Below are 19,390 nucleotides of genomic sequence, written 5' to 3' on the forward strand. Positions count from 1 at the left end.
AACGTACCCGCGTCAGGTGGAGGATCGATCACGATTGCCGTTATTTTCCGGCGTCGACTTTCGCCGCGAGGAAGGCCTCCGGGTCGATCAGATCCGCCTGCCCCACGATCGATCCCAGGTCTGCTATGCGCTCGATGCCGGTGAGAACCATCTCTTCTTCGACCGTGCCCTCGGCGTAACCGTAGTAACAGGTCGAGGTCGTGTGGTTGTGGTCCTTGTCGATTCGGTTCGCACGCCCCTCGATCTGGCGAATGTCGATCGGTGTCCACCTCGGGTCGTGAATCAGCGTCACGCGCGGGGCCAGGGTCGAGACCGTCCCCTCGGGCAGCAGTAACTCGTTGGTGTGCAGATTGATTGCACTGGTGGTGGTCGACACGATGACCGACGCCGCCCCGGTCTGGAAACGTCTGATCGATGCCTCCTGCTCGGGGCTGCTCATGGAGCCGTCGACCACGGCGACATCGAGACCCTCGTCCCGCAGAGTCTGCGCGAGCGCGGCGACCGACTCGCGGTAGAACATCGAGACGAACACCTGATTGCCGGCCTTGACCCACGTCCGTACCTGGTCCGCGGACGCGGGAATGCGCAAGTACGAGCACTTCTGGCGAAACCGCAGCGTCGCCGCGCGAGTACTCGGGTTCTTCTGCAGCACGCGCTTTCCGCCGACGGCCTTCCAGATCGGCAGCCCGACTTCCTTGCGATAGTCCACCCATGCCGAGTTGTACAGCCGCTTCTGGGCGGCAGTGAGTTCCTGTCCGAGCGGTTCGCGGGGCGTCGGTGGCGAGGGACGCGAAATCGACCACGGCACAGTGCCTCCCGACAGCCAGCCGTGTACGGCCGCGATGTCACGTGCGCGGCGGGCCGCGTCCTCGGGCTCCCAGCGCCACGTCGTCAACCCCGTCGTCGCCTTGCCCGCCTTCACGGCGAACCCGGATTCGATGAGGAACTCGGCCCACTTCATCGTCACCGCGTACCCGAGGTACTCCTCGTCGCCCAGGATCTCGACGCCGCGACTGCGCTCCACCGCCCGAGCCATGTACGCGAAGTGCAGCGGCTGATAGCCGGGCGTGGCAGACATCCACACCACCGAACGGGCCGCCTCCTGATACCGCCAGAGAATCTGCGACTGTTGGGATTCGATGTTCATCAGCGCATGCGACTCGTCGGCGATCACCACGTCCATGTCGAACCGCAATTCACCGAGCGAGATGGTCCGTTTGTTCTGTGTCCGTTTGCGTTTGCCCAGATCGGTCTCCGGCGGAACCGACAGGAGCTTCTTCGTCGATTGGTAGGTGATCAGCAGCCAACGCTTGCGCTCGGACGGCTCGATGTCTGCCTCGCTGTCTGCGATGGTGCGACGCCACCCCGGCAGCGCGCCCTTGGGTGCGACCACCAGCACCGTGCCGATCTCGGCCGCCGACATCTGCCGGACGGCCTCGCACACCGCGAGCGTCTTGCCCAGACCCGTCGAATCCATCTGCGCGAAGTACGGGAAACCGGCCTCGAGGGCGGCGAGATGGCGCCCGACGGACTCGAGTTGGGTGTCGCGAGGCTGCATCGCCCGCTCTCGCACAGCTTCGTCACGCCAATTCTCGTTCGCGTCGTCCTCGAGCCACCGCTGCAGGCTGTACGGCATCGACTCGTACGGCTGCAGATACTCCGGCAACTCGGTGCCGTAGTACGCGAACACCCGAGGGCCCGGATACCAGCGCGCTCCGGCAGCGCCTGCCGCCGACCGATCCTCGAACGGCACGTCCAGCACCCAGACGCGCTCACCGGGATCGGGTACCCGCAGATCGGGGGCAGCAGTCTTGCGCGGCGAGGTCTTGCGCGGAGCGGCCCGCTTGCGTGGTGCGGCTTTTTTCGGAGCAGCGGCCTTCTTCGGTGCCGGCTCACCGTTCTTCGCGGCCGCGAACTTTCGCGCAGCGCTGCTCTGCCCGGCCTTGACGGTGCGGGCAGTGGTGGATCGGGCTGTGCGTCTACGAGGTGGCATCGGATCCAGTCTGTCGTACGGTGTGCACGAACACCGTAAAGGAGCCCTGTGACATACACGAACGACCCACGCGCCGTAGTACTCGTCCACGACCGGGACCCGGCTCTCGCGCGACGCGACATCGGCACCCTCGACGCCGAATTGCGCAGCAGGGGTTTCCAGTTGGACGTGCACTCCTTCGATCACAGCCCCGACACCGCGCCGCCGTCGCTGTCCGAGGCGCAGTTGCTGGTGGTCATGGGCTCGCCGGACGCTGCGTACGACGACACGCTGACCTGGCTCGCGCCGGAAATCGCATACGTACGGCAGGCCGTCGACGCGCAGGTCCCGATCCTGGGTGTCTGCTTCGGAGGTCAGTTGCTCGCTCGGGTGCTCGGCGGAAGCGTGCGCAAGTCCGAGCATCCCGAGTACGGTTTCGTCGACGTCGAGTCGTCCGATCCCGAGCTCGTCGCCGTCGGCCCGTGGATGGAGTTTCACGGAGACACCTTCGTCGCTCCCCCGGAGGCGACGGTGATCGCCCGCAACGGGGCCGCACAACAGGCGTTCGTACACGGACCGCACCTCGGACTGCAGTTCCACCCCGAAATAGACCTCGACACGTACGACGCGTGGGCGGCCGCATGGGACCGTGACGGCGTCGAACACGAGGTGGACGTGCACGAGATTCGCCGAGCCATCGCCGACGCCGAACCTGCAGCTCGGTTGCGGTGCTCGGCTCTGCTGGACTCGTTTCTCGCCCGAGCCTCGGCGGTGCCCCGGTAGGGTCGAACGATGACCGAGGCCAGGCCCAGCAACTTCAGCGATCACCAACTCGGCATCTACGCCGCCGGGATGTTCGCGCAGCAGACACCGTCGATCACCACCAACCTGGCGCGGCTGGAGGATCAGGCTGCCGAGAAGCTCTCGCCCGAGGCTCTCGGCTACATCGTCGCCAGTGCGGGCAGTGGCTCGACGGCTCGTGCGAACCGGGTCGCCTTCGACAGGTGGGCCATCACGCCGCGAATGCTGCGGAGCTCAGCGGCCCGCAACCACGCGTGCACCGTGCTCGGCACCGACATGCCCGCTCCGTTGCTGATCGCACCGGTGGGGATCCAGACCCTCGCCCACCCCGACGGCGAGCTCGCCACCGTCCGCGCAGCTGCGGAACTCGGTGTGCCGTACATACATTCGACGCAGGCATCGCATTCGTTCGAGCAGGTCGCCGAGGCGGGTGGCGACGCTCCCCGCTGGTACCAGCTGTACTGGCCCACGGACGAATCGGTGCTGCTGAGCTTCCTGCAGCGCGCCAAGGATTCCGGCTTCACCGCCCTGGTGCTGACCCTCGACACGACCCTGTTGGGTTGGCGGCCCGCCGATCTCGACCGCGGGTATCTTCCCTTCCTGGCCAACCTCGGCATCGAGAACTACCTCAGCGATCCGGCGTTCCAGGCCGGGCTGGCCCAGCCCGTCGAGGAGAACCCCGTTGCCGCCGCGATGCATTGGGCGCAGATGTTCCCCAACCCCGGTCTCTCGTGGAAGAACCTGACGTTCCTGCGGGAGCACTGGAGCGGCCCGATCGTGCTCAAGGGGATCTGCACCGTGGGCGACGCCAGGGAGGCGGCCGCACACGGAGTCGACGGCATCGTCGTCTCCAATCACGGCGGTCGTCAGATCGACGGGGCCAGAGCATCACTGGACGCATTGCCTTCGATCGTCGACGCCGTGGGCGAGCAACTGACAGTGTTGTTCGACTCGGGCGTGCGCACCGGAGCCGACATGGCCAAGGCCCTCGCGCTCGGGGCCGATGCGGTACTGCTCGGCCGACCGTTCCTCTACGGACTCGCACTCGGTGGACAGGAGGGCGTGGCGCACGTATTGCGTTGCCTGCTGGCCGAATTCGACCTGGTGACCAGCCTGTCCGGCCACACCGGTGCGGGCGAGCTCGGCCGCGACTCGATCATGGAGTCCTGATGGAGTGGACGAAGCACGCCATCTGGTGGCATCTGTACCCACTCGGATTCACCGGCGCACCGGTCCACGGCTGGGACGGGGAGTCCCAAGCGGAGCTGCACCGGCTGAACAGAATCGAGAAGTGGCTCGACTACGCACTCGAGCTCGGCGCGTCGGGCATCGCCCTCGGTCCGATCTTCGAATCCGAGAAGCACGGCTACGACACGGTCGACTACCACCACGTCGACGGCAGGCTCGGCACCGACGAGGACATCGACTCACTGATCGCCGCAGCGCACTCCCGTGGCCTGAAGATCATGTTCGACGGCGTCTTCAACCATGTGGCACAGAGCTTTCCGAAGTTCCGTCAGGCCCTGGCCGAGGGGCCGGACTCCGAGGCCGCAGGGTGGTTCCATCTGGATTGGTCCGGCGACGAGCCGACGCATCGCAACTTCGAGGGGCACGACGAACTGGTTGCGCTGAACCACGAGAGCCCACACGTGCAGCAGTACGTCGTGGACGTGCTCTCGCACTGGCTCGAACGCGGCGTCGACGCCTGGCGACTCGACGCGGCCTATGCGGTGTCGCCGCGCTTCTGGGCGGCGGTACTGCCGAAGGTTCGCGAAAAGCACCCGGACGCATACTTTCTGGGCGAGGTGATTCACGGTGACTACGACCGAATCGTCTCGGCCTCCACGCTGGATTCGGTCACCCAGTACGAGCTGTGGAAGGCGATCTGGAGCGGTCTGAGCGAGAAGAACTTCTTCGAGCTCTCGCATGCATTGGAGCGGCACAACGGCTGGCTCGACGCCTTCGTACCTGCCACATTCGTCGGAAACCACGACGTCAATCGCATCGCGAGCGTCATCGAGGACGAGCGACATCTGCTGCACGCGTTGGTGGTTCTGTTCACCGTGGGCGGTATGCCGATGATCTACTACGGCGACGAGCAAGCGTTCCGCGGCATCAAGGAAGACCGCGTCGGCGGCGATGACGACGTGCGTCCGGAGTACCCCGAATCCCCGGACGATCTGGCCCCGTACGGCTGGCCCGTGTTCCGAATTCACCAGGAGCTGATCGGGTTACGACGCCGAAGCCCGTGGTTGTACTCCGCCCGCACCGAAACTCTCGAGCTCACCAACACCGCACTCGTTTACCGAGCTTCTGCGGACGGCGAGTCGATCACCGTGGCACTGAATCTCGGCGACGACGCGATCGACTACGCGGTCGAGGGCAGGGAGGTGCTGGCCGGGGAAGCGGGCCTGAACGACGGGCGGGTGAACGTTCCGCCGCACGGCTGGGCGGTCATCGGTTGAGGGCCCTGGCCGCTTTCGCGCGGTCGAAGAATGCCAGCAGGTGCGGCAACTGCTCGTCGGTGACAGTGAACTTCATTCGGTCGCCCGAGTAGCCGATGCTGCCGTCGGATGTTCGCAGACCGAGGACGATCTTGGTGCCGTCCCGGGTCGGCTTCGCGTCCACGCCGAGCTGATCCACATGCCACCGACAGCGCCCGCCCGATGCGATCCTCACGGCGGCGTCGAACACCTCGACGGTGCGGTGGTCGAGAACGAAGATGACGTTCTCGTCGAGGCGATACTCCAGGTAGACGCGTTCGGCCATGGCGGCACAGTAACTTGTCATCGTCGTATTCGGGTATCTATCAACTGAGCTAGAGAGCCGTATCGACGGCAATGCAGCGTCCTGCCAAGACCGGTGGGTACAGTCGAGCGCGACACGGGGTGCCCCCAGGGGCTGAGAACACACCCGTCGAACCTGATCTGGTTAGGACCAGCGAAGGGAATGTCGTGACGTTCGGTATTCCTGTCCCCTCGTGACGGTCCCGACCTCGAACGAGAGGCGAGGCGCATGAAATTCGACGAGCAGACAGTGTTGATCACCGGCGGTGGACGCGGACTGGGAGCAGCGATCGCCGCGGCGTTCGCCGGTGAGGGTGCACGTGTGGTGATCGATTACCGCAACAGCAAAGATGCTGCCGAGGCGCTGGCAGACCGGCTCGGCGAGAACGCGATCGCAGTGCAGGGTGACGTCACCGACGAGTCGGCCGTCGCCGCGCTGTTCGGCACTGCACGTGAGCACTTCGGCACCCCGATCACCACCGTCGTCAACAACGCACTTGCCGATTTCTCCTTCGACGGAGATGCCCGCCCCAAGGCCGACACCATCACCTGGGAGCGTTTCGACGCGCAACTGCGAGGCAGCGTCCGCGCGGCGTTGCTCACCACCCAAGCTGCACTGCCGGGTATGCGCGAGACCGGGTTCGGCCGAATCGTCAACGTGGGCACCAACTTGTTCCAGAATCCGGTGGTGCCGTACCACGACTACACGGCGTCCAAGGCGGCTCTGCTCTCCCTGACCCGCACTCTTGCCGCCGATCTGGGCGCGGACAACATCACCGTCAACATGGTCTCGGGTGGACTGCTGCGCACCACCGACGCCAGCGCGGCCACTCCGGCCGAAGTGTTCGACTTCATTGCTGCGTCGACTCCGCTGCAACGCGTCACCACCCCCGAGGAATTCGCCGATGCACTGCTGTTCTTCGCCTCGCCGTGGGCGCGGTCGGTCACCGGTCAGAACCTCGTCGTCGACGGCGGCCTGGTCAAGGACTGACATGCACCTCAACGCTTTTCTCTACGGTTGCGGGCACCACAGTGCGGCGTGGCGGCACCCCGATTCGCGGGTGGAGGACCTGGGCGACATCTCGTACTACGAGGAACTCGCGCAGCTCGCCGAACGGGGAATGTTCGACGCCGTGTTCTTCGCCGACGGACATTCGGTTCGCGATCCCGCCGGGGCCGGCACCTGGTTCCTCGAGCCGATCACCGCGCTGTCGGCCATGGCCAGGGCCACCACGCGCATCGGGCTCGTCACCACGGTGTCGTCGACGTTCTACACCCCGTTCCATGCTGCGCGAATGCTGGCGTCGCTCGATCACATCAGCGGCGGCCGGGCCGGTTGGAATGTGGTCACCTCCATGTTCGACGCCGAGGCCCGCAATCACGGAATGGACGTCATTCCGGCTCGTGAGGAGCGCTACGCGCGCGCCGAGGAATTCGTCGATACGGCTCTGGCGCTGTGGGATTCGTGGGATGCCGACGCGTTGACACTCGATCGGTGTGGCAACTACGCCGATCCGGCCAAGGTGCACTCGATCGATCACGACGGCAAGCACTTTCGGGTCGACGGTCCGTTGACGGTACCGCGGTCGCCGCAGGGTCGTCCGGTCCTGTTTCAGGCCGGAGCGTCGGGACCGGGCCGCGAACTGGCGGCCAAGTATGCCGAGGCGATCTACGCCGTCGCCTACGATCTCGTGGCAGCGCAACGCTATTACGAGGACGTGAAGACGCGGATCGACCGTGCGGGTCGCGACAGCGCGACGGTGGGAATCATGCCAGGTCTGGTGACCTATATCGGCTCGACCATGGACGAAGCCCGCCGCAAGAAAGCCGAACTGGATCGGCTGCTCCCCACCGAGCAGTCGTTGGCGATGCTGTCGACATTCACCGGGCAGGACTGCGCTGCTTGGGAACTCGATGCTCCGGTACCGACGCTGCCACCGGCAGCGGAGTTCACCGGACCGCAGGGGCGCTACGAGACGATTCTGCGGATCATCGAGAAGGATGCCCCCACGGTCCGAGAGTTGCTCGGCACCCTCGCGGCGGGTGGTGGACACGCCACGATGATCGGTACACCGGAGTCGGTCGCCGACGAGATGCAGTCGTGGATCGGTCGCGGTGCCGACGGGTTCAATCTGATGTGCCCTCGCTACCCGGACTCGCTCGTCGACTTCGTCGATCAGGTGGTCCCTATATTGCAGCAGCGCAGTCTCTTTCGATCGGAGTACACCGCGTCGACGCTGCGTGGGCACCTGGCTCACTGAGTGGATTCACCGAGCGCCGAAGACACCCCGATCGACGAACGCCACCAGAGCGTCGAGTCCTTGCTCGGGCGAGCCCTGCCACAGCCGGGCGAAGTTCTCCGCCGCACCGCCGATCAGCATCGCGGTGGTGGCCGGGGATGCCGGTAGCTCGACGCCCGCCTTCTCGAAATTCGCGAGGCGGTTCACCCACGGCTCGAACTGGACCTGCGTGAATCGGTGCACTCGCTCGGCGAAGTCCGCATTGACGAGTGCGGCGTCGCGGAGGGCATCGATCACCACGCGGTGTCGAGTCATCAACTGCCAGAAGACTTCCACGTGTGGCCGCATCGTGGGGCGGTCGCGGGCCGTCGGATCCTGAGTGGCGACGATGATGTCGGCATCCACACCGATTTGCTCGGCCAACGCCAGCAGTAGTTCGTCCTTGCCGGAGTAATGGTTGTAGAACGACCCCGCTGCGCGGCCGGCTTGCCGGGTGATGTCGACGATCTTGGTGTTGAGGTAACCGGACCGGGCGAACACGACGCGGGCAGCGTTCTCCAGCTCGATGCGCGTCTGTTCGGCCTGCTGCGCCCGGCTCGTGGCCGCCATCGTCACACCCTCCCTGTTGACACCTCTGCCGTCACGATACACACTGAATATTGATTCAGTGAATATCGATTCGCTTCCTAGGGGGACGGATGAAAGCCGCAGTTCTGACCGAATTCGGAGTGCCCACGTACGCAGACCACGCCGACCCGGAACCGGCACCCGGCATGGAGGTGATCGACGTTGCGGCGGCGACACTCAATGCCGTCGACATCATCATCGCCGCGGGCACCCACTACCTCAGCCCGCAGTCACTGCCGACCGTGAGCGGTATCGAAGGAACGGGCACCACGCAGGACGGTCGCCGAGTCTATTTCTGCCCGCCGGTCCCGCCCTACGGTTCGATGGCCCAGCAGGCGCTGGTACCGACGGCGTCGCTCGTGGAACTACCCGATGGGCTGGATTTCTCGACCGCCGCGACGCTCGGCAACGCCGGACTGGCAGCGCTGATGCCGCTGACCCACGGCGGCCGGATGAAGGACGGGGAGAGCGTGGTGATTCTCGGTGGCACCGGGGTCGTCGGACGATTGGCCGTGCAGGCCGCCACGCTGCTCGGGGCCGGATCGATCACCGTGGTAGGCCGCGACGAGAGTGCACTCGACGCCACCCGAGAACTCGGTGCCACAGCGACGGTGGCCGTCGGCGACAAGAGCGTCGACGAACTGTCGTCCGCCATTCGGCACGCATCCTCCGGCGCGGACGTCGTGGTCGACTACACCTGGGGCACAGTCGCTCTGGCCGCACTGCGCGCAGGAAATCGGCTCGTTCGTCTGGTTCAGGTCGGCGACCGAGCCGGTGCGGAGGTCACCCTACCAGCGCAGCTCCTTCGATCGCTCGGGGCGACCGTCGTCGGCTTCATGCCGCTGCACTACGGGCCCGATGCCACGGCGCAGGCCTACCGAACCCTGACCGAGTGGGCCGTGGCAGGCAAGATCACCGTGGAGTACGAGAACGTCCCGCTGGCCGAGGTGGCGAGCGCGTGGAAGCGAGCCCCACTCACCCGTCACAAACTGATATTGGTCCCCTGACCGGCTCGCGCGTCCAGCGAGTCGATGAATTCTCGCGTCAACCTTGCGATGTCGTCGGCATGGGAGATCGGCGACCAGTGTCCGGCCGGAATGTCGTTGCGGGTCAGGTCTTTCACCCACTTGCCGGTGTCGTCGTAGTGGTACGGCCGCACGGCGACGTCCTCGGTGTTGACGATGAGGTGGACCGGGATGTCGATGTGTCGGTCGCGTGGATTGCCCAGAATGGGAAGAATATTCGCGCGGTACAGATTGGTGCCGTTGGTGGCGTCGGACCACAGCGTGGGGTTCTGGGTGACGAGGGAGGGATCGACGCCCGAGAACTCTTCGAGAAACGCGGGCCATCCCTTGGCGAACTGCCGTTTGATCCGCAGCTTGGCGAGGAGGGGGATGTGGAAGGTGACGGTGTACCACGACGCGCGTACCTGGGCGAGCACCTGCTTGATACCGGTGAGGGTGGGTTTGCGCAGCCGCGACTGCGACCACTTGCCGAGGTGATCGAGGTTCGGGCCGGAAATGGATGTGTACGAGCGGATTCGGTCCTTCGCACGCGGCTGGGCCGCGGCTTCCCATACCTCCACGGCACCCCAGTCGTGGGCGAGCACGTGTACCGGGGCGTCGGGGCTGACGGCGTCGGCGACAGCGTAGAAATCCGAGGCCAGACGCGCCAGCTTGTAGGCGGACTGCTCGGTGGGAACCGTGCTCTCGCCTGCTCCGCGGGAATCGTAGCTGATCACCCGAAAGCGGTCCTCCAGCTGGGGCACGATGTGGCTCCACAAATCGTGGGTATCGGGCCACCCGTGGACGAGGACGATGGGATCACCGTCGGGGTTGCCGCTCTCGAACACCGCCAGGCGGATCCCCTCGTTGACGACCGTCGTCCGAACTGCGTTGCTGCTCAACAGTGTTTTCCGTTCTATAGATCGAGTACGAGACGCCCGCTGCGTGCCCGGGAGACGCAGATGAGCATGTGATCACGTTGTTCTTCGGGAGTGAGCCGAGATTCGAGATGTTCGGGCTCACCCGAGAGCACCCGAACCTTGCAGGTACCGCAGAAGCCCTGCTGGCACGAGTATGCGATGTTCGGTTTCTGTTCCTTGACCGCGGTCAGCACCGACGCGTCGGCCGCGACGTCGAGCACGGTACCGGTGCTGATCAGCTGCACCTCGAACGGAGTGCCGTCGAGAATGGGCGGCGGGCCGAAACGCTCGAAATGCAGTGCCGTGGCCGGGCACTGGCGAAAATCGCGGCGCACGGCGTCGAGCATCGGGGTGGGGCCGCAGCAGTAGACGGCACCTCCTGCGGGTGCACGCTGGAGTAGTTCGCCCTCGGTGGGGTAGCCGTGCACGTCGTCGGTGCGGACGAACACGCGGTCCGACTCCCAGCTCTCGATCTCGTCGAGGAAGGGCATCGTGTCGCGAGATCGACCGCAGTACACGAACTGCCAATCCATGCCGAGAATTCGTGCAGCTCTGACCATCGCGATGATGGGAGTGATGCCGATCCCGCCGGCGATGAACAGGGCACTGCCTTCGCCGACGAAGGGAAAACCGTTGCGCGGCCCGCGAACAGTGACCTCGGTGCCCGGCTCGAGCCCGTGCATCTCGATGGATCCACCTGCGCCGGTGGGGATTCGACGTACCGCGATTCGGTAGGAGCTGCGATCGGCCGGGTTGCCGCACAACGAATACTGGCGGCGGCGGCCGGAGGGCAGGTGCAGATCGAGATGGCAGCCCGGATGCCAGATCGGCAGCTGATCCCCCGTCGGCGAGGCGAGCGTGATGGCCGCGACATCGTTGTCCTCGGCGACGATCTCGCGTTCGGTGACGACCAACGTCAACGCGGAATCGGGATTGTGGCCGGCGACGGCCTCGTCGTACTCCGCACCGGCAGCCGCACGCATGTATCCGTTGAGAAACGTGCCGAGAAGCTGCATCGACCGATCGGGATGTGCCCGTCCGCGCAGATCGGGCGGCGCATCCTTGGGAAGCAGCCGCGGGACGCGACGCGAGGTGAGCTTCACCTCGCCGCAGCCTGCGCGGCCGGCGAGGACGCGAGGTATCGGACGGCCTGCGCTGTCGAGCCCTCCTGGCTGGGGTGGTACGACTTCCTGAGGTAGCGCGACATGCTGCGACCGACGTGCGTCAACGCGGGCAGGGTGCCGCGTCTGACCGACTTCCGCCACAGAGCCGACCGAGGCTTGCGCACGGATCTCGGGGCGGACTGCAGCTCCGGGTCGTTCTTCATCAGGAAGATGATCCCGCGCATCCAGATGTACGCCATCAACGGCACGACCAGCACGAAGGTTCGGAGGCGACGGACCTCGCGCTTGTCGAAGTATCGGAGCGTGTCGTAGGCGACCGAGCGGTGCTCGACTTCTTCGGCACCGTGCCAGCGCAGCAGATCGAGCATGGTGGGGTGGATGCCCGCGCGGTCGAGACCGTCCGCGTTGAGCACCCAGTCGCCGAGGAACGCCGTCACGTGTTCGATGGCTGCGATCAGGGCCAAGCGCTCGACCAGGTTGTTCTTCGCCCGCAGACTCGTCACCGAATCGGCTCCGAGTACCTTGCCGAAGGTCCATTCCATCTGATCGGTGAAAGGCTTGGGGTCGAGCCCCTTGGCCTCGAGGTGAACGAGTACGCCGGTGTGGGCCTCGGCGTGCACGGCCTCCTGGCCGATGAAGCCGATGACGTCGTCGCGCAGCTTCTCGTCGTCGATGTACGGCAGGGCCTCTTTGAACGTGTCGACGAACCAGTGCTCACCGGCAGGCAGCAACAGGTGCAGCACGTTGAGAACGTGCGTGGTGTACGGGTCACCCGGCACCCAGTGCATCGGCAGATCGGTCCAGTCGAACTTCACGTTCCTGGCCTGCAGCATCACTTCGCCGGGATCCGAGGCGACGGTGTTCCGTTCGTTCATCGAGCCACTTCCTCCACATCCGCATGTGTGGCCGATGCCACAGTGCGCGCTTTAGTATAAACACCAGTTACAGGTAAAAGGAACCGTGTCGGAGTCGAGTGAGAGACTGCTGTGATGACCGACTCCTCCCCCGTGTCGATTCCCCCTGCCCCGGCGTCGACTCCCCCGAGTCGCGTCCCCATCGCCTGGCCTGCCGAATGGCCCGTCGAGGTCCGAAGAATCGCCGATGCCACGAACGATGCCCTCGCCGCCGTTGCGGCGCGGGATCCGATCGCGTTCGACGACGCCGTCGAACTACTGGGCCGCTCGGACTCGGCGCAGGCCGGGCACGTGCATGCCGAAATGGTACGCACGTTGCTCGAAGAGGTACATAGCGATGGATTGACCGGCGAGAACGTCCAGGAGGTACTGGGCCGGACCGTGCGCGGCGCGGACTGGCTGCCGAATCTGGACATCGCGGGATTCGTCGAGGTGCTCACCGGAGCCTTGGGCGTCGCCGACGTCGAACAGCAATCACGTACGAAGCCCAGGTCTGCGCACGCATTGTTGGTGGTCGCGGACCTACTCGCGGTGCGTCGCGGTCGCGCCGAGACCTATCTGCGCCGTGCACTGGCCGAAGTCCACCGAGCCGAGACGATCGAGATGCCCTAGCGAGATCTTCCCCTGTCTAGCACGAGCGCTAGACAGGGGAAGAAAGCGCTACCGATAAAGGATGTTCGCCCCGGCGAGGACGGCCCTGATCGACGACAGGTCGGCGTCGGCAGCCATGCCCATCGACCATTCGCGACGACCGTCGTGCTCGGCGAGGATGAAGGTTGCCGTCTCGTCGCCGATGATCTGCTGGTGGAACGAGAGGATCTCGATCCGGAATCCGGCGTCGTGGAGCATCGACGTCAACGCCTCGATCGGACCGTATGTCGTTGCAGCACAGGCGATGATCGTGTCGCCGATGCCGAAGGTGGCGTCGAACTCGATCTTGCAACCGGTGGATTTCGTCCCGGTCCACGATCCGAGCCGAAGAGGCCCGGTGGTGGGCGAGAAGCGGTCGGTGAAGGCCGTCCACGTCATGGAGTGCCAGGTGGACTCGGCGATCTGGTCCCGCATCGTGCGCGGCAGAGCGCAGCCGAAACGGGCGTCGAAAGGATCTGTGGCGAAAGAAGAAGCAAGTGCATTCATGGGAGTGGTCTTCCGGGTGTGAAGGGAGGACCGAGATAGCACGACGACCCGCAGCGAGGGGTCGGTCCGAATCAGACCCCGCTACGGCGGCGTACTACGAGAATGCGCTTCACAGCGACGAACTTAGCCGCGACCTGGACTGGCGCGCAAGTATCGAGCGAATACAGATCTCTAGGACACGAGCTAGATGTCCGCATATATCGCACGATTCGTTGTAACTTTGGCCCCATGGACCCCGTGCGTAACCCTTACGCTCCCGGCGCCGGCCAGCGCCCACCCGAGCTCGCAGGCCGAAAGAAGCAGCTCGACGCCTTCGACGTCGTGCTCGAACGCATCACCCGCGGCCGACCCGAACGCAGCGTCGTACTCACCGGGCTGCGAGGCGTCGGGAAGACGGTGCTGCTCAACCAACTCCGCTCCGCCGCGATCGCCCGCGGATGGGGCACCGGCAAGATCGAGGCTCGCCCCGACCAGGAATTGCGTCGACCGCTGTCGTCGGCGCTGCACATGGCGGTTCGTGGGATTGCGGCCTCGCACCGCGATCCCGAACGCGTCGACGAGTTCCTCGGCGTGCTCAAGGCCTTCGCACTGCGCGCCACCGCGGACAAGGGCATGCGGGAACGCTGGCAACCCGGCATCGACGTCCCGGCCAAGACCGGCCGCGCCGACTCCGGCGACATCGAGATCGACCTCGTGGAACTGCTGCTCGACGCCTCCGCGCTGGCCGGCGACGTGGGCGTGGGCATCGCCATCTTCATCGACGAGATGCAGGATCTGGGACCAGCCGATATCTCCGCGCTGTGTGCTGCCTGCCACGAGCTCAGCCAGGACACCGCGCCGCTGATCATCGTCGGGGCCGGGCTGCCGCACTTGCCCGCGGTGCTGTCGGCGTCCAAGAGCTACTCGGAGCGCCTGTTCAGTTACCACCGGATCGGCCGACTCGAACGAGCGGCGGCCGATCTGGCCCTGATCGCCCCGGCCGACCGGGAGGATGTCGAATTCACTCCGGACGCTCTGGATGCGCTGTACGCGGCCGCCGACGGCTACCCGTACTTCGTCCAGGCGTACGGCAAGGCGACGTGGGACCTCGCGGCCGACACCCCGATCACCGTCGAGGACGTGCGCGTCGCCGCCCCGACGGCGGAGGAGGAACTGGCCGTCGGATTCTTCGGTTCTCGCTACGAACGGGCAACGCCGGCCGAGCGCGAATACATGCGTGCGATGGCCGAACTGTCGGTGGACGACGGCTCGGTACCGACCTCGGCCGTGGCGACCGAGCTGGGGCGCAAGCCGGCGTCACTGTCGCCTGCGCGGGACGGACTGATCAAGAAGGGCCTGATCTACTCGGCCGAACGAGGAACCATCGCCTTCACGGTGCCGCACTTCGGCCGCTACCTGCGCGCGCAGACCGACGAACCTGCAGCGGTGTGAGCTGTCAGTGCAACTGCGCAACAAGTGGCCCAACCCGATCCAGACTATTCGTGGCTGTGCGGCGGGATGAAGCGAGCCAAATATTCGCGTAGACCCGAATCTACAACGTAGACGTACGTGCCCAGCATTCCGCGTGTCAGCAGTACTGCGTAGATGTTCGTGATGAACTGCAGAAGATCATCGTCGCTGTACTCGATGCCGAGCTTGGCGTTATTCTCCTTGCCCTTCGAGTCAAAATACGAGTCGCGATCGATGAATAGTCCCCTGCCCTGTTCGTATCGCAGGTCTGCGCCGACAATGACGCCTGCATAGTTGAGGTCGTAGCCTTGGACGGTGTGGATTGAGCCGACCTCGGCTAATGAACCGGGAGACGCAATCCAATCGACCTGCTTCCCGTTCCAACGCAACTGCTCCCCATCCAGCTCGATATCCCAAGCCGCTTTGTCTCTTTTGGACTTCCACTTCCACGCGTAGCCGGCGACGAGTCGAGCGAGCCCTACCTCTGCATCGCGCTTGTGGATCTCTTCGCGCATAGTGGAAAGGCTATCGAAGAGTTGAAAGTCATAGTCGGCAAAGGATTCTGGCCGTAGTTGTTTGAGGTTGGTTTCTGCTCCGAGAATTCTGCGGACGTACGACACGTAGTCTTCCCCCGCGCGGACTCGCATTTGCGACATGAGTTTGTAGAGCCGCATATCTTTTTCCGCATCGATCGTCAACGCCTGCAGTCTCGCGAGTGGCAGGTCTGCGGGTCGCACACGTTGCGCGCCGTCGACGAGTAGCAACTGATGATCGCTTTTGGCCTTGATCCAGTCGAGTTGGGTCTTGGCGGGATCGTCGGACCCGAACAATGCGATGTTGATCTCTGAGAACAGCTTGTTCTGGCCACCTGACGGTTGATTCGCTCGCTGGTTCAACCGGTGTGCTTCGTCAACTATCAAGACATCGTAGCTGCCTTTCGCTTTTCCCACATCAAACGGCGTCAGCACCATGTCGGGTCGTAGGCCGGGGGTCTTTCCGAACACGCGTTGAATCGATGTACGCAGAGACTGCTGCGGTACGACGAGACCAATTTTGACTTGGCTGAGTCGTTCCCGATTTTCGTCGACAAAGAACTCTGAGAATATCGAGTTGTTGCCCACTATGTCCTCGGGGCGTGAGAAAGCGATATCCATAAGCAATTTCAGTAGATAGATTGCGACGACGGTCTTGCCGGTCCCGGGCGATCCCTGAACGACACTCATGCTGTTCGACTTGGGCGACTCAAGATCTTCGAGTAGCCCTTCGACAATTCCCTCGACGGCAACGGCCTGATCGTGCGTCAAGGCTTTGAATGGCGACAGCTTGAAAAGGTCGCTGTTTTCGATCTCAGCGATCGATCGCGTGAACATTCCATCGTCGCGAAGTGACTGGAAGACATCCTTGAAGCTCGTCCGGTATGAGTCACGTTCGAAGTAATCCGACTCGACGACGCCACTATTCCGATTAAGTACTCGAAAGGTTCCATCGCCCGCAAGTAGGCGAATTAAGTAGGACTCAAGGTCAAGGCATACTGACTTGTTGAACTTGTCATCGAGAATGATTCGCACACTGCTGAGTTGTCGTTTCTCTGAATTCTCGAGGTGTTGTCTCATCCTGCTGACGGCATTCAGGGTTTCGCCGACGTACACATTGCGGAGCAGTTCGCCTCGGCCTGGGAGCGCGTCACCGTCGATGACGTACACGACTGGCCAGTTTCTGTACCGAGGGTTCGGCGGTGTCCAGTCGACTATCGAGGCCGTAGTGAAGTCCAAGCGCTGGATCTCAAAGGGCGTCATACTTCTCGCTGCGCCCGAAGGCCTTATCAACCGGATATTTTTCACGGGTGATGGCCAGCTTGTTCTGGACGATCTGATCAGGGTCCACTCCGAGCTTGTCGGCCAAGAGTAGGCAATAAGTCAAGACGTCAGCGAGTTCACCGCGAACATCGGCCTCATCTGCTTCGGAGCTCCATTGAAAGCACTCGAGAAGTTCGCCGGCTTCGATTGCAATGCTCTTGGCGAGGTTCTCCGGGCTATGAAATTGGGACCAATCGCGCTCGGCGACGAATGCGGCGATTTGCTCACGTGTCGTCCGCTCAACCATCACGTCAAGGTAGCACTGCCCCGTTACCGAGTGTGATTTCAGCCTGTGACTTCGGCTAGGAGCCGCTGTCCCTCGACCCGCGGGCCTATCAGGGCGCGGGGAATCTGGCCTCGGCTCGCTCGACACACAGCTGCTCGAGCTTCCGCACTGCCCTCGGGTCGGACCGATCGACGTTGACGAGGTCTGCGTCACCGTCGTAGAAGTCGACCAGACGCTGATCCATCACCGTGCGCCACAGCGGCGGAACCAGCGCGCAGAAGATCATCACCGCGTAGCCGGCCGGTAGCTGCGGGGATTCGTCGACGGTGCGCAACGACTGGTATCGGCGCACCGGATTCGCATGATGGTCGCTGTGTCGTTGCAGGTGGTACAGGAACAGGTTGCTCCACAGGTGGTCACTGTTCCAGCTGTCCCGGTGGGTCGGCTTTCCGTAGCGGCCGCTCGGCCGTTTCTGTCGCAGCAATCCGTAGTGCTCGAGGTAGTTCGCTGCCTCGTACAGCACGATGGCGATCGCGGCCTGAATCAGCAGGTACGGAACGATCACGGTGCCGAAGACGGCGATCAGTACGGTGAACAGGGCGACGCTCATCGCCCCGGCGTTGAAAAGATTGTTCCGGTACGACCACCGTGACAGGCCCTGCCGGGCGAGGCGTCGGGATTCCAGCGTCCAGGCCGAGCGCAGACCGTGGACGATGGTGCGCGGCAGAAACTTCCAGAACGATTCGCCGAACTTCGCCGATGCCGGGTCCTCCGGGGTCGCTACACGCAGATGGTGTCCGTGGTTGTGTTCGACGTAGAAGTGGCCGTACAGGGTCTGCGCCAACGTCACCTTCGAGAGCCAACGTTCGAGGCGCGCCCGCTTGTGACCCAGTTCGTGTGCGGCGTTGATGCCCACTCCACCGACGATTCCGACGGTGATCGCGAGGCCGGTTCGCTCGGGAACTCCCAACGGCCCGTGCGCCCACAGATAACAGGCCGCGACGAGCCCCGCGTACTGCAGCGGCAGGAACAGGTAGACGCACCAGCGGTAGTACGGATCGTTCTCCAGCGCGGCGATCGCCTCGTCCGGAGGATTGCTGCGATCCACCCCGGCGAACCTGTCCACCAGCGGTAGGGCGACACCCATGATCATCAGGCCGAGGGTCCAGAACGCCCCGGGGCCGAGGAGAGATACCAGCCCCCAGGCCAGGAACGGGCTCAGAGGAATGATCAACCCCAGCGGCCACAGGTAGCGTTTGGGGTCGCGCCACCGCGGCGACGTGCTCGTGGCGGACTCGTCACGCATTCTTGATTCTTCACTCCTGGTCGGTGCCGTGCCCCCGGGGTGCGAGGACTGATCGGTAGTGGCGTGTCACAACTACATCGCCCGTTCCACGATGATAGTTACCCAAGCAAAAATCTGTGGGTTCGCCGATGAGCCGTCGAAGGCCCCGCCGCCCTTGTACGGTGACCGAATGAAGCATGTCGAGTCGTCGTTCGTCGGCGTTCACGGAACCCGAATCGTCTACGACGTCTGGACACCGGAGACCACGTCGACCGGGATCGTGGTGCTGGCTCACGGCCTGGCCGAGCACGCCGGCCGGTACCGGCACGTCATCGAACGACTCGGCTCCCTCGGGCTCGTAGTCTATGCACCCGACCACCGCGGCCACGGACGATCCGGCGGCAAACGGGTGTCGCTGGAGAAGTGGTCCGACTTCACCGACGACCTGCACACACTGTTCGGCATCGCCGCCGCCGAGCATCCGAATCAGCGCACCTTCCTGCTCGGCCACAGCATGGGTGGCGCCATCGCACTGTCGTACGCCCTCGACCACCAAGACGACCTCGACGGCCTGATGCTGTCCGGGCCCGCGGTGGCCCCCAGTGTCGGTCAGCCGAAAGCCCTGGTGGCCGTGGGTAAGGTCCTCGGACGTTTCGTACCGGCAGTTCCCGTGCTGAAGCTCGACCCCGCTCTCGTCTCCCGCGATCGCGACGTCGTCGATGCCTATGTCGCCGATCCGCTGGGCTACCACGGCGCGGTTTCGGCCGGCCTGGCCGCAGCCATGCTGGGCGTCGGTGAGACCTTCCCGACGCGACTGCCTGCGCTAAGAATTCCCGTGCTGCTGCAGCACGGAACTGCAGACCGATTGGCCGATGTCTCGGGCAGTGAACTGATCGCCGAGCGCGCCGGATCCGACGACCTGACCCTGAAGAAGTACGACGGACTGTTCCACGAAGTGTTCAACGAACCGGAGAAGGAGCGCGTACTCGACGACCTCATCGCTTGGCTACGTCCCCGTGTACACACCGGCGCTGTAAGTTCCTGACGGA

At 64.3% G+C, this 19,390-nt stretch carries 19 protein-coding genes and 1 riboswitch; of the genes, 9 read left to right on the plus strand and 10 right to left on the minus strand.

Features of this window, described 5'->3' with window-relative positions; translation table 11 throughout:
- Positions 1 to 40 precede the first annotated feature (40 nt).
- Entirely contained in the window at positions 41 to 1,993 is a 1,953-nt protein-coding gene (locus CH276_RS10745; RefSeq protein WP_254923866.1) for a helicase-related protein, read from the minus strand.
- 48 nt (positions 1,994 to 2,041) lie between these two features.
- Between CH276_RS10745 and CH276_RS10750 the strand changes: the two genes are divergently transcribed.
- Genes CH276_RS10750 through CH276_RS10760 form a run of 3 tightly spaced genes read left to right on the plus strand, consistent with a single transcriptional unit; the run spans position 2,042 to position 5,238 of the window.
- Complete coding sequence (locus CH276_RS10750) at positions 2,042 to 2,755, plus strand: type 1 glutamine amidotransferase (RefSeq protein WP_094629228.1); 714 nt, start codon at positions 2,042 to 2,044, stop codon at positions 2,753 to 2,755.
- A 9-nt stretch (positions 2,756 to 2,764) separates the two neighbouring features.
- Positions 2,765 to 3,943 carry an alpha-hydroxy-acid oxidizing protein gene (locus tag CH276_RS10755; RefSeq protein WP_094629135.1) on the plus strand — a complete coding sequence of 393 codons (1,179 nt, stop codon included), beginning with the start codon at positions 2,765 to 2,767 and terminating at the stop codon, positions 3,941 to 3,943.
- Positions 3,943 to 5,238, plus strand: a complete 1,296-nt coding sequence (locus tag CH276_RS10760; RefSeq protein ID WP_094629136.1) for an alpha-amylase family glycosyl hydrolase — start codon at positions 3,943 to 3,945, stop codon at positions 5,236 to 5,238. Before CH276_RS10755 ends, CH276_RS10760 begins: the two co-directional genes overlap by 1 nt.
- On the opposite strand, the gene CH276_RS10765 is transcribed toward CH276_RS10760, so the two are convergent.
- Positions 5,228 to 5,542, minus strand: a complete 315-nt coding sequence (locus CH276_RS10765; protein WP_032396819.1) for a hypothetical protein — start codon at positions 5,540 to 5,542, stop codon at positions 5,228 to 5,230. The two genes, CH276_RS10760 and CH276_RS10765, sit on opposite strands and share 11 nt — an antisense overlap.
- Positions 5,543 to 5,647: 105 nt before the next feature.
- Positions 5,648 to 5,740: riboswitch (TPP riboswitch) on the plus strand.
- Between the two features lie 48 nt (positions 5,741 to 5,788).
- Between CH276_RS10765 and CH276_RS10770 the strand changes: the two genes are divergently transcribed.
- On the plus strand, positions 5,789 to 6,550 hold the full coding sequence (locus tag CH276_RS10770; RefSeq protein WP_094629137.1) for a 3-oxoacyl-ACP reductase: 762 nt from the start codon (positions 5,789 to 5,791) through the stop codon (positions 6,548 to 6,550).
- Position 6,551: 1 nt separating this feature from the next.
- Complete coding sequence (locus CH276_RS10775; RefSeq protein ID WP_094629138.1) at positions 6,552 to 7,820, plus strand: LLM class flavin-dependent oxidoreductase; 1,269 nt, start codon at positions 6,552 to 6,554, stop codon at positions 7,818 to 7,820.
- Positions 7,821 to 7,826: 6 nt separating this feature from the next.
- On the opposite strand, the gene CH276_RS10780 is transcribed toward CH276_RS10775, so the two are convergent.
- Positions 7,827 to 8,408, minus strand: coding sequence for a TetR/AcrR family transcriptional regulator (locus CH276_RS10780; protein WP_094629229.1), 582 nt, complete (start codon positions 8,406 to 8,408; stop codon positions 7,827 to 7,829).
- Between the two features lie 89 nt (positions 8,409 to 8,497).
- Between CH276_RS10780 and CH276_RS10785 the strand changes: the two genes are divergently transcribed.
- Complete coding sequence (locus CH276_RS10785; protein WP_094629139.1) at positions 8,498 to 9,433, plus strand: quinone oxidoreductase family protein; 936 nt, start codon at positions 8,498 to 8,500, stop codon at positions 9,431 to 9,433.
- Here the strand turns inward: CH276_RS10785 and CH276_RS10790 are convergent.
- The 3 genes from CH276_RS10790 to CH276_RS10800 are packed head-to-tail and all read right to left on the minus strand — an operon-like array spanning position 9,409 to position 12,349.
- Positions 9,409 to 10,332, minus strand: a complete 924-nt coding sequence (locus CH276_RS10790) for an alpha/beta fold hydrolase (protein WP_094629140.1) — start codon at positions 10,330 to 10,332, stop codon at positions 9,409 to 9,411. The genes CH276_RS10785 and CH276_RS10790 overlap by 25 nt on opposite strands.
- 14 nt (positions 10,333 to 10,346) lie before the next feature.
- Positions 10,347 to 11,453 (minus strand): PDR/VanB family oxidoreductase, encoded by a 1,107-nt coding sequence (locus CH276_RS10795; RefSeq protein ID WP_094629141.1) that lies wholly within the window; start codon positions 11,451 to 11,453, stop codon positions 10,347 to 10,349.
- A complete protein-coding gene (locus CH276_RS10800) occupies positions 11,450 to 12,349 on the minus strand; it encodes a metal-dependent hydrolase (RefSeq protein ID WP_032396813.1) in 900 nt (299 codons plus the stop codon). Before CH276_RS10800 ends, CH276_RS10795 begins: the two co-directional genes overlap by 4 nt.
- A gap of 114 nt (positions 12,350 to 12,463) precedes the next feature.
- Here CH276_RS10800 and CH276_RS10805 point away from each other — a divergent pair, with 114 nt between their 5' ends.
- Positions 12,464 to 13,000 carry a hypothetical protein gene (locus tag CH276_RS10805; RefSeq protein ID WP_254923867.1) on the plus strand — a complete coding sequence of 179 codons (537 nt, stop codon included), beginning with the start codon at positions 12,464 to 12,466 and terminating at the stop codon, positions 12,998 to 13,000.
- A gap of 48 nt (positions 13,001 to 13,048) precedes the next feature.
- Here CH276_RS10805 and CH276_RS10810 read toward each other — a convergent pair whose 3' ends face one another.
- Complete coding sequence (locus tag CH276_RS10810; protein WP_094629142.1) at positions 13,049 to 13,525, minus strand: 2-isopropylmalate synthase; 477 nt, start codon at positions 13,523 to 13,525, stop codon at positions 13,049 to 13,051.
- Between the two features lie 228 nt (positions 13,526 to 13,753).
- On the opposite strand from CH276_RS10810, the gene CH276_RS10815 reads away from it, so the two are divergent.
- A complete protein-coding gene (locus CH276_RS10815; RefSeq protein ID WP_032396811.1) occupies positions 13,754 to 14,956 on the plus strand; it encodes an ATP-binding protein in 1,203 nt (400 codons plus the stop codon).
- A 44-nt stretch (positions 14,957 to 15,000) separates the two neighbouring features.
- On the opposite strand, the gene CH276_RS10820 is transcribed toward CH276_RS10815, so the two are convergent.
- From CH276_RS10820 to CH276_RS10830, 3 genes are all read right to left on the minus strand, one after another.
- On the minus strand, positions 15,001 to 16,677 hold the full coding sequence (locus CH276_RS10820; protein ID WP_254923868.1) for a DNA/RNA helicase domain-containing protein: 1,677 nt from the start codon (positions 16,675 to 16,677) through the stop codon (positions 15,001 to 15,003).
- A gap of 79 nt (positions 16,678 to 16,756) precedes the next feature.
- Entirely contained in the window at positions 16,757 to 17,077 is a 321-nt protein-coding gene (locus CH276_RS10825) for a nucleotide pyrophosphohydrolase (RefSeq protein WP_094629144.1), read from the minus strand.
- A gap of 88 nt (positions 17,078 to 17,165) precedes the next feature.
- Complete coding sequence (locus CH276_RS10830; RefSeq protein WP_094629145.1) at positions 17,166 to 18,362, minus strand: alkane 1-monooxygenase; 1,197 nt, start codon at positions 18,360 to 18,362, stop codon at positions 17,166 to 17,168.
- 169 nt (positions 18,363 to 18,531) lie between these two features.
- Between CH276_RS10830 and CH276_RS10835 the strand changes: the two genes are divergently transcribed.
- Positions 18,532 to 19,386 carry an alpha/beta hydrolase gene (locus tag CH276_RS10835; RefSeq protein ID WP_094629146.1) on the plus strand — a complete coding sequence of 285 codons (855 nt, stop codon included), beginning with the start codon at positions 18,532 to 18,534 and terminating at the stop codon, positions 19,384 to 19,386.
- The last annotated feature ends 4 nt before the right edge of the window (positions 19,387 to 19,390 follow it).

It is taken from the genome of Rhodococcus sp. 06-470-2 (assembly GCF_002258235.1).
Taxonomy (GTDB): domain Bacteria; phylum Actinomycetota; class Actinomycetes; order Mycobacteriales; family Mycobacteriaceae; genus Rhodococcoides.

What these genes read in the sequence shown, in the direction of transcription:
- CH276_RS10745 (WP_254923866.1), bottom strand. Translation starts at nt 1,993, where the DNA reads ATGCCACCTCGTAGACGCACAGCCCGATCCACCACTGCCCGCACCGTC.
- CH276_RS10755 (WP_094629135.1), top strand. Translation starts at nt 2,765, where the DNA reads ATGACCGAGGCCAGGCCCAGCAACTTCAGCGATCACCAACTCGGCATC.
- CH276_RS10760 (WP_094629136.1), top strand. Translation starts at nt 3,943, where the DNA reads ATGGAGTGGACGAAGCACGCCATCTGGTGGCATCTGTACCCACTCGGA.
- CH276_RS10765 (WP_032396819.1), bottom strand. Translation starts at nt 5,542, where the DNA reads ATGGCCGAACGCGTCTACCTGGAGTATCGCCTCGACGAGAACGTCATC.
- CH276_RS10770 (WP_094629137.1), top strand. Translation starts at nt 5,789, where the DNA reads ATGAAATTCGACGAGCAGACAGTGTTGATCACCGGCGGTGGACGCGGA.
- CH276_RS10775 (WP_094629138.1), top strand. Translation starts at nt 6,552, where the DNA reads ATGCACCTCAACGCTTTTCTCTACGGTTGCGGGCACCACAGTGCGGCG.
- CH276_RS10780 (WP_094629229.1), bottom strand. Translation starts at nt 8,408, where the DNA reads ATGGCGGCCACGAGCCGGGCGCAGCAGGCCGAACAGACGCGCATCGAG.
- CH276_RS10785 (WP_094629139.1), top strand. Translation starts at nt 8,498, where the DNA reads ATGAAAGCCGCAGTTCTGACCGAATTCGGAGTGCCCACGTACGCAGAC.
- CH276_RS10800 (WP_032396813.1), bottom strand. Translation starts at nt 12,349, where the DNA reads ATGAACGAACGGAACACCGTCGCCTCGGATCCCGGCGAAGTGATGCTG.
- CH276_RS10805 (WP_254923867.1), top strand. Translation starts at nt 12,464, where the DNA reads ATGACCGACTCCTCCCCCGTGTCGATTCCCCCTGCCCCGGCGTCGACT.
- CH276_RS10810 (WP_094629142.1), bottom strand. Translation starts at nt 13,525, where the DNA reads ATGAATGCACTTGCTTCTTCTTTCGCCACAGATCCTTTCGACGCCCGT.
- CH276_RS10815 (WP_032396811.1), top strand. Translation starts at nt 13,754, where the DNA reads ATGGACCCCGTGCGTAACCCTTACGCTCCCGGCGCCGGCCAGCGCCCA.
- CH276_RS10825 (WP_094629144.1), bottom strand. Translation starts at nt 17,077, where the DNA reads ATGGTTGAGCGGACGACACGTGAGCAAATCGCCGCATTCGTCGCCGAG.
- CH276_RS10830 (WP_094629145.1), bottom strand. Translation starts at nt 18,362, where the DNA reads ATGCGTGACGAGTCCGCCACGAGCACGTCGCCGCGGTGGCGCGACCCC.
- CH276_RS10835 (WP_094629146.1), top strand. Translation starts at nt 18,532, where the DNA reads ATGAAGCATGTCGAGTCGTCGTTCGTCGGCGTTCACGGAACCCGAATC.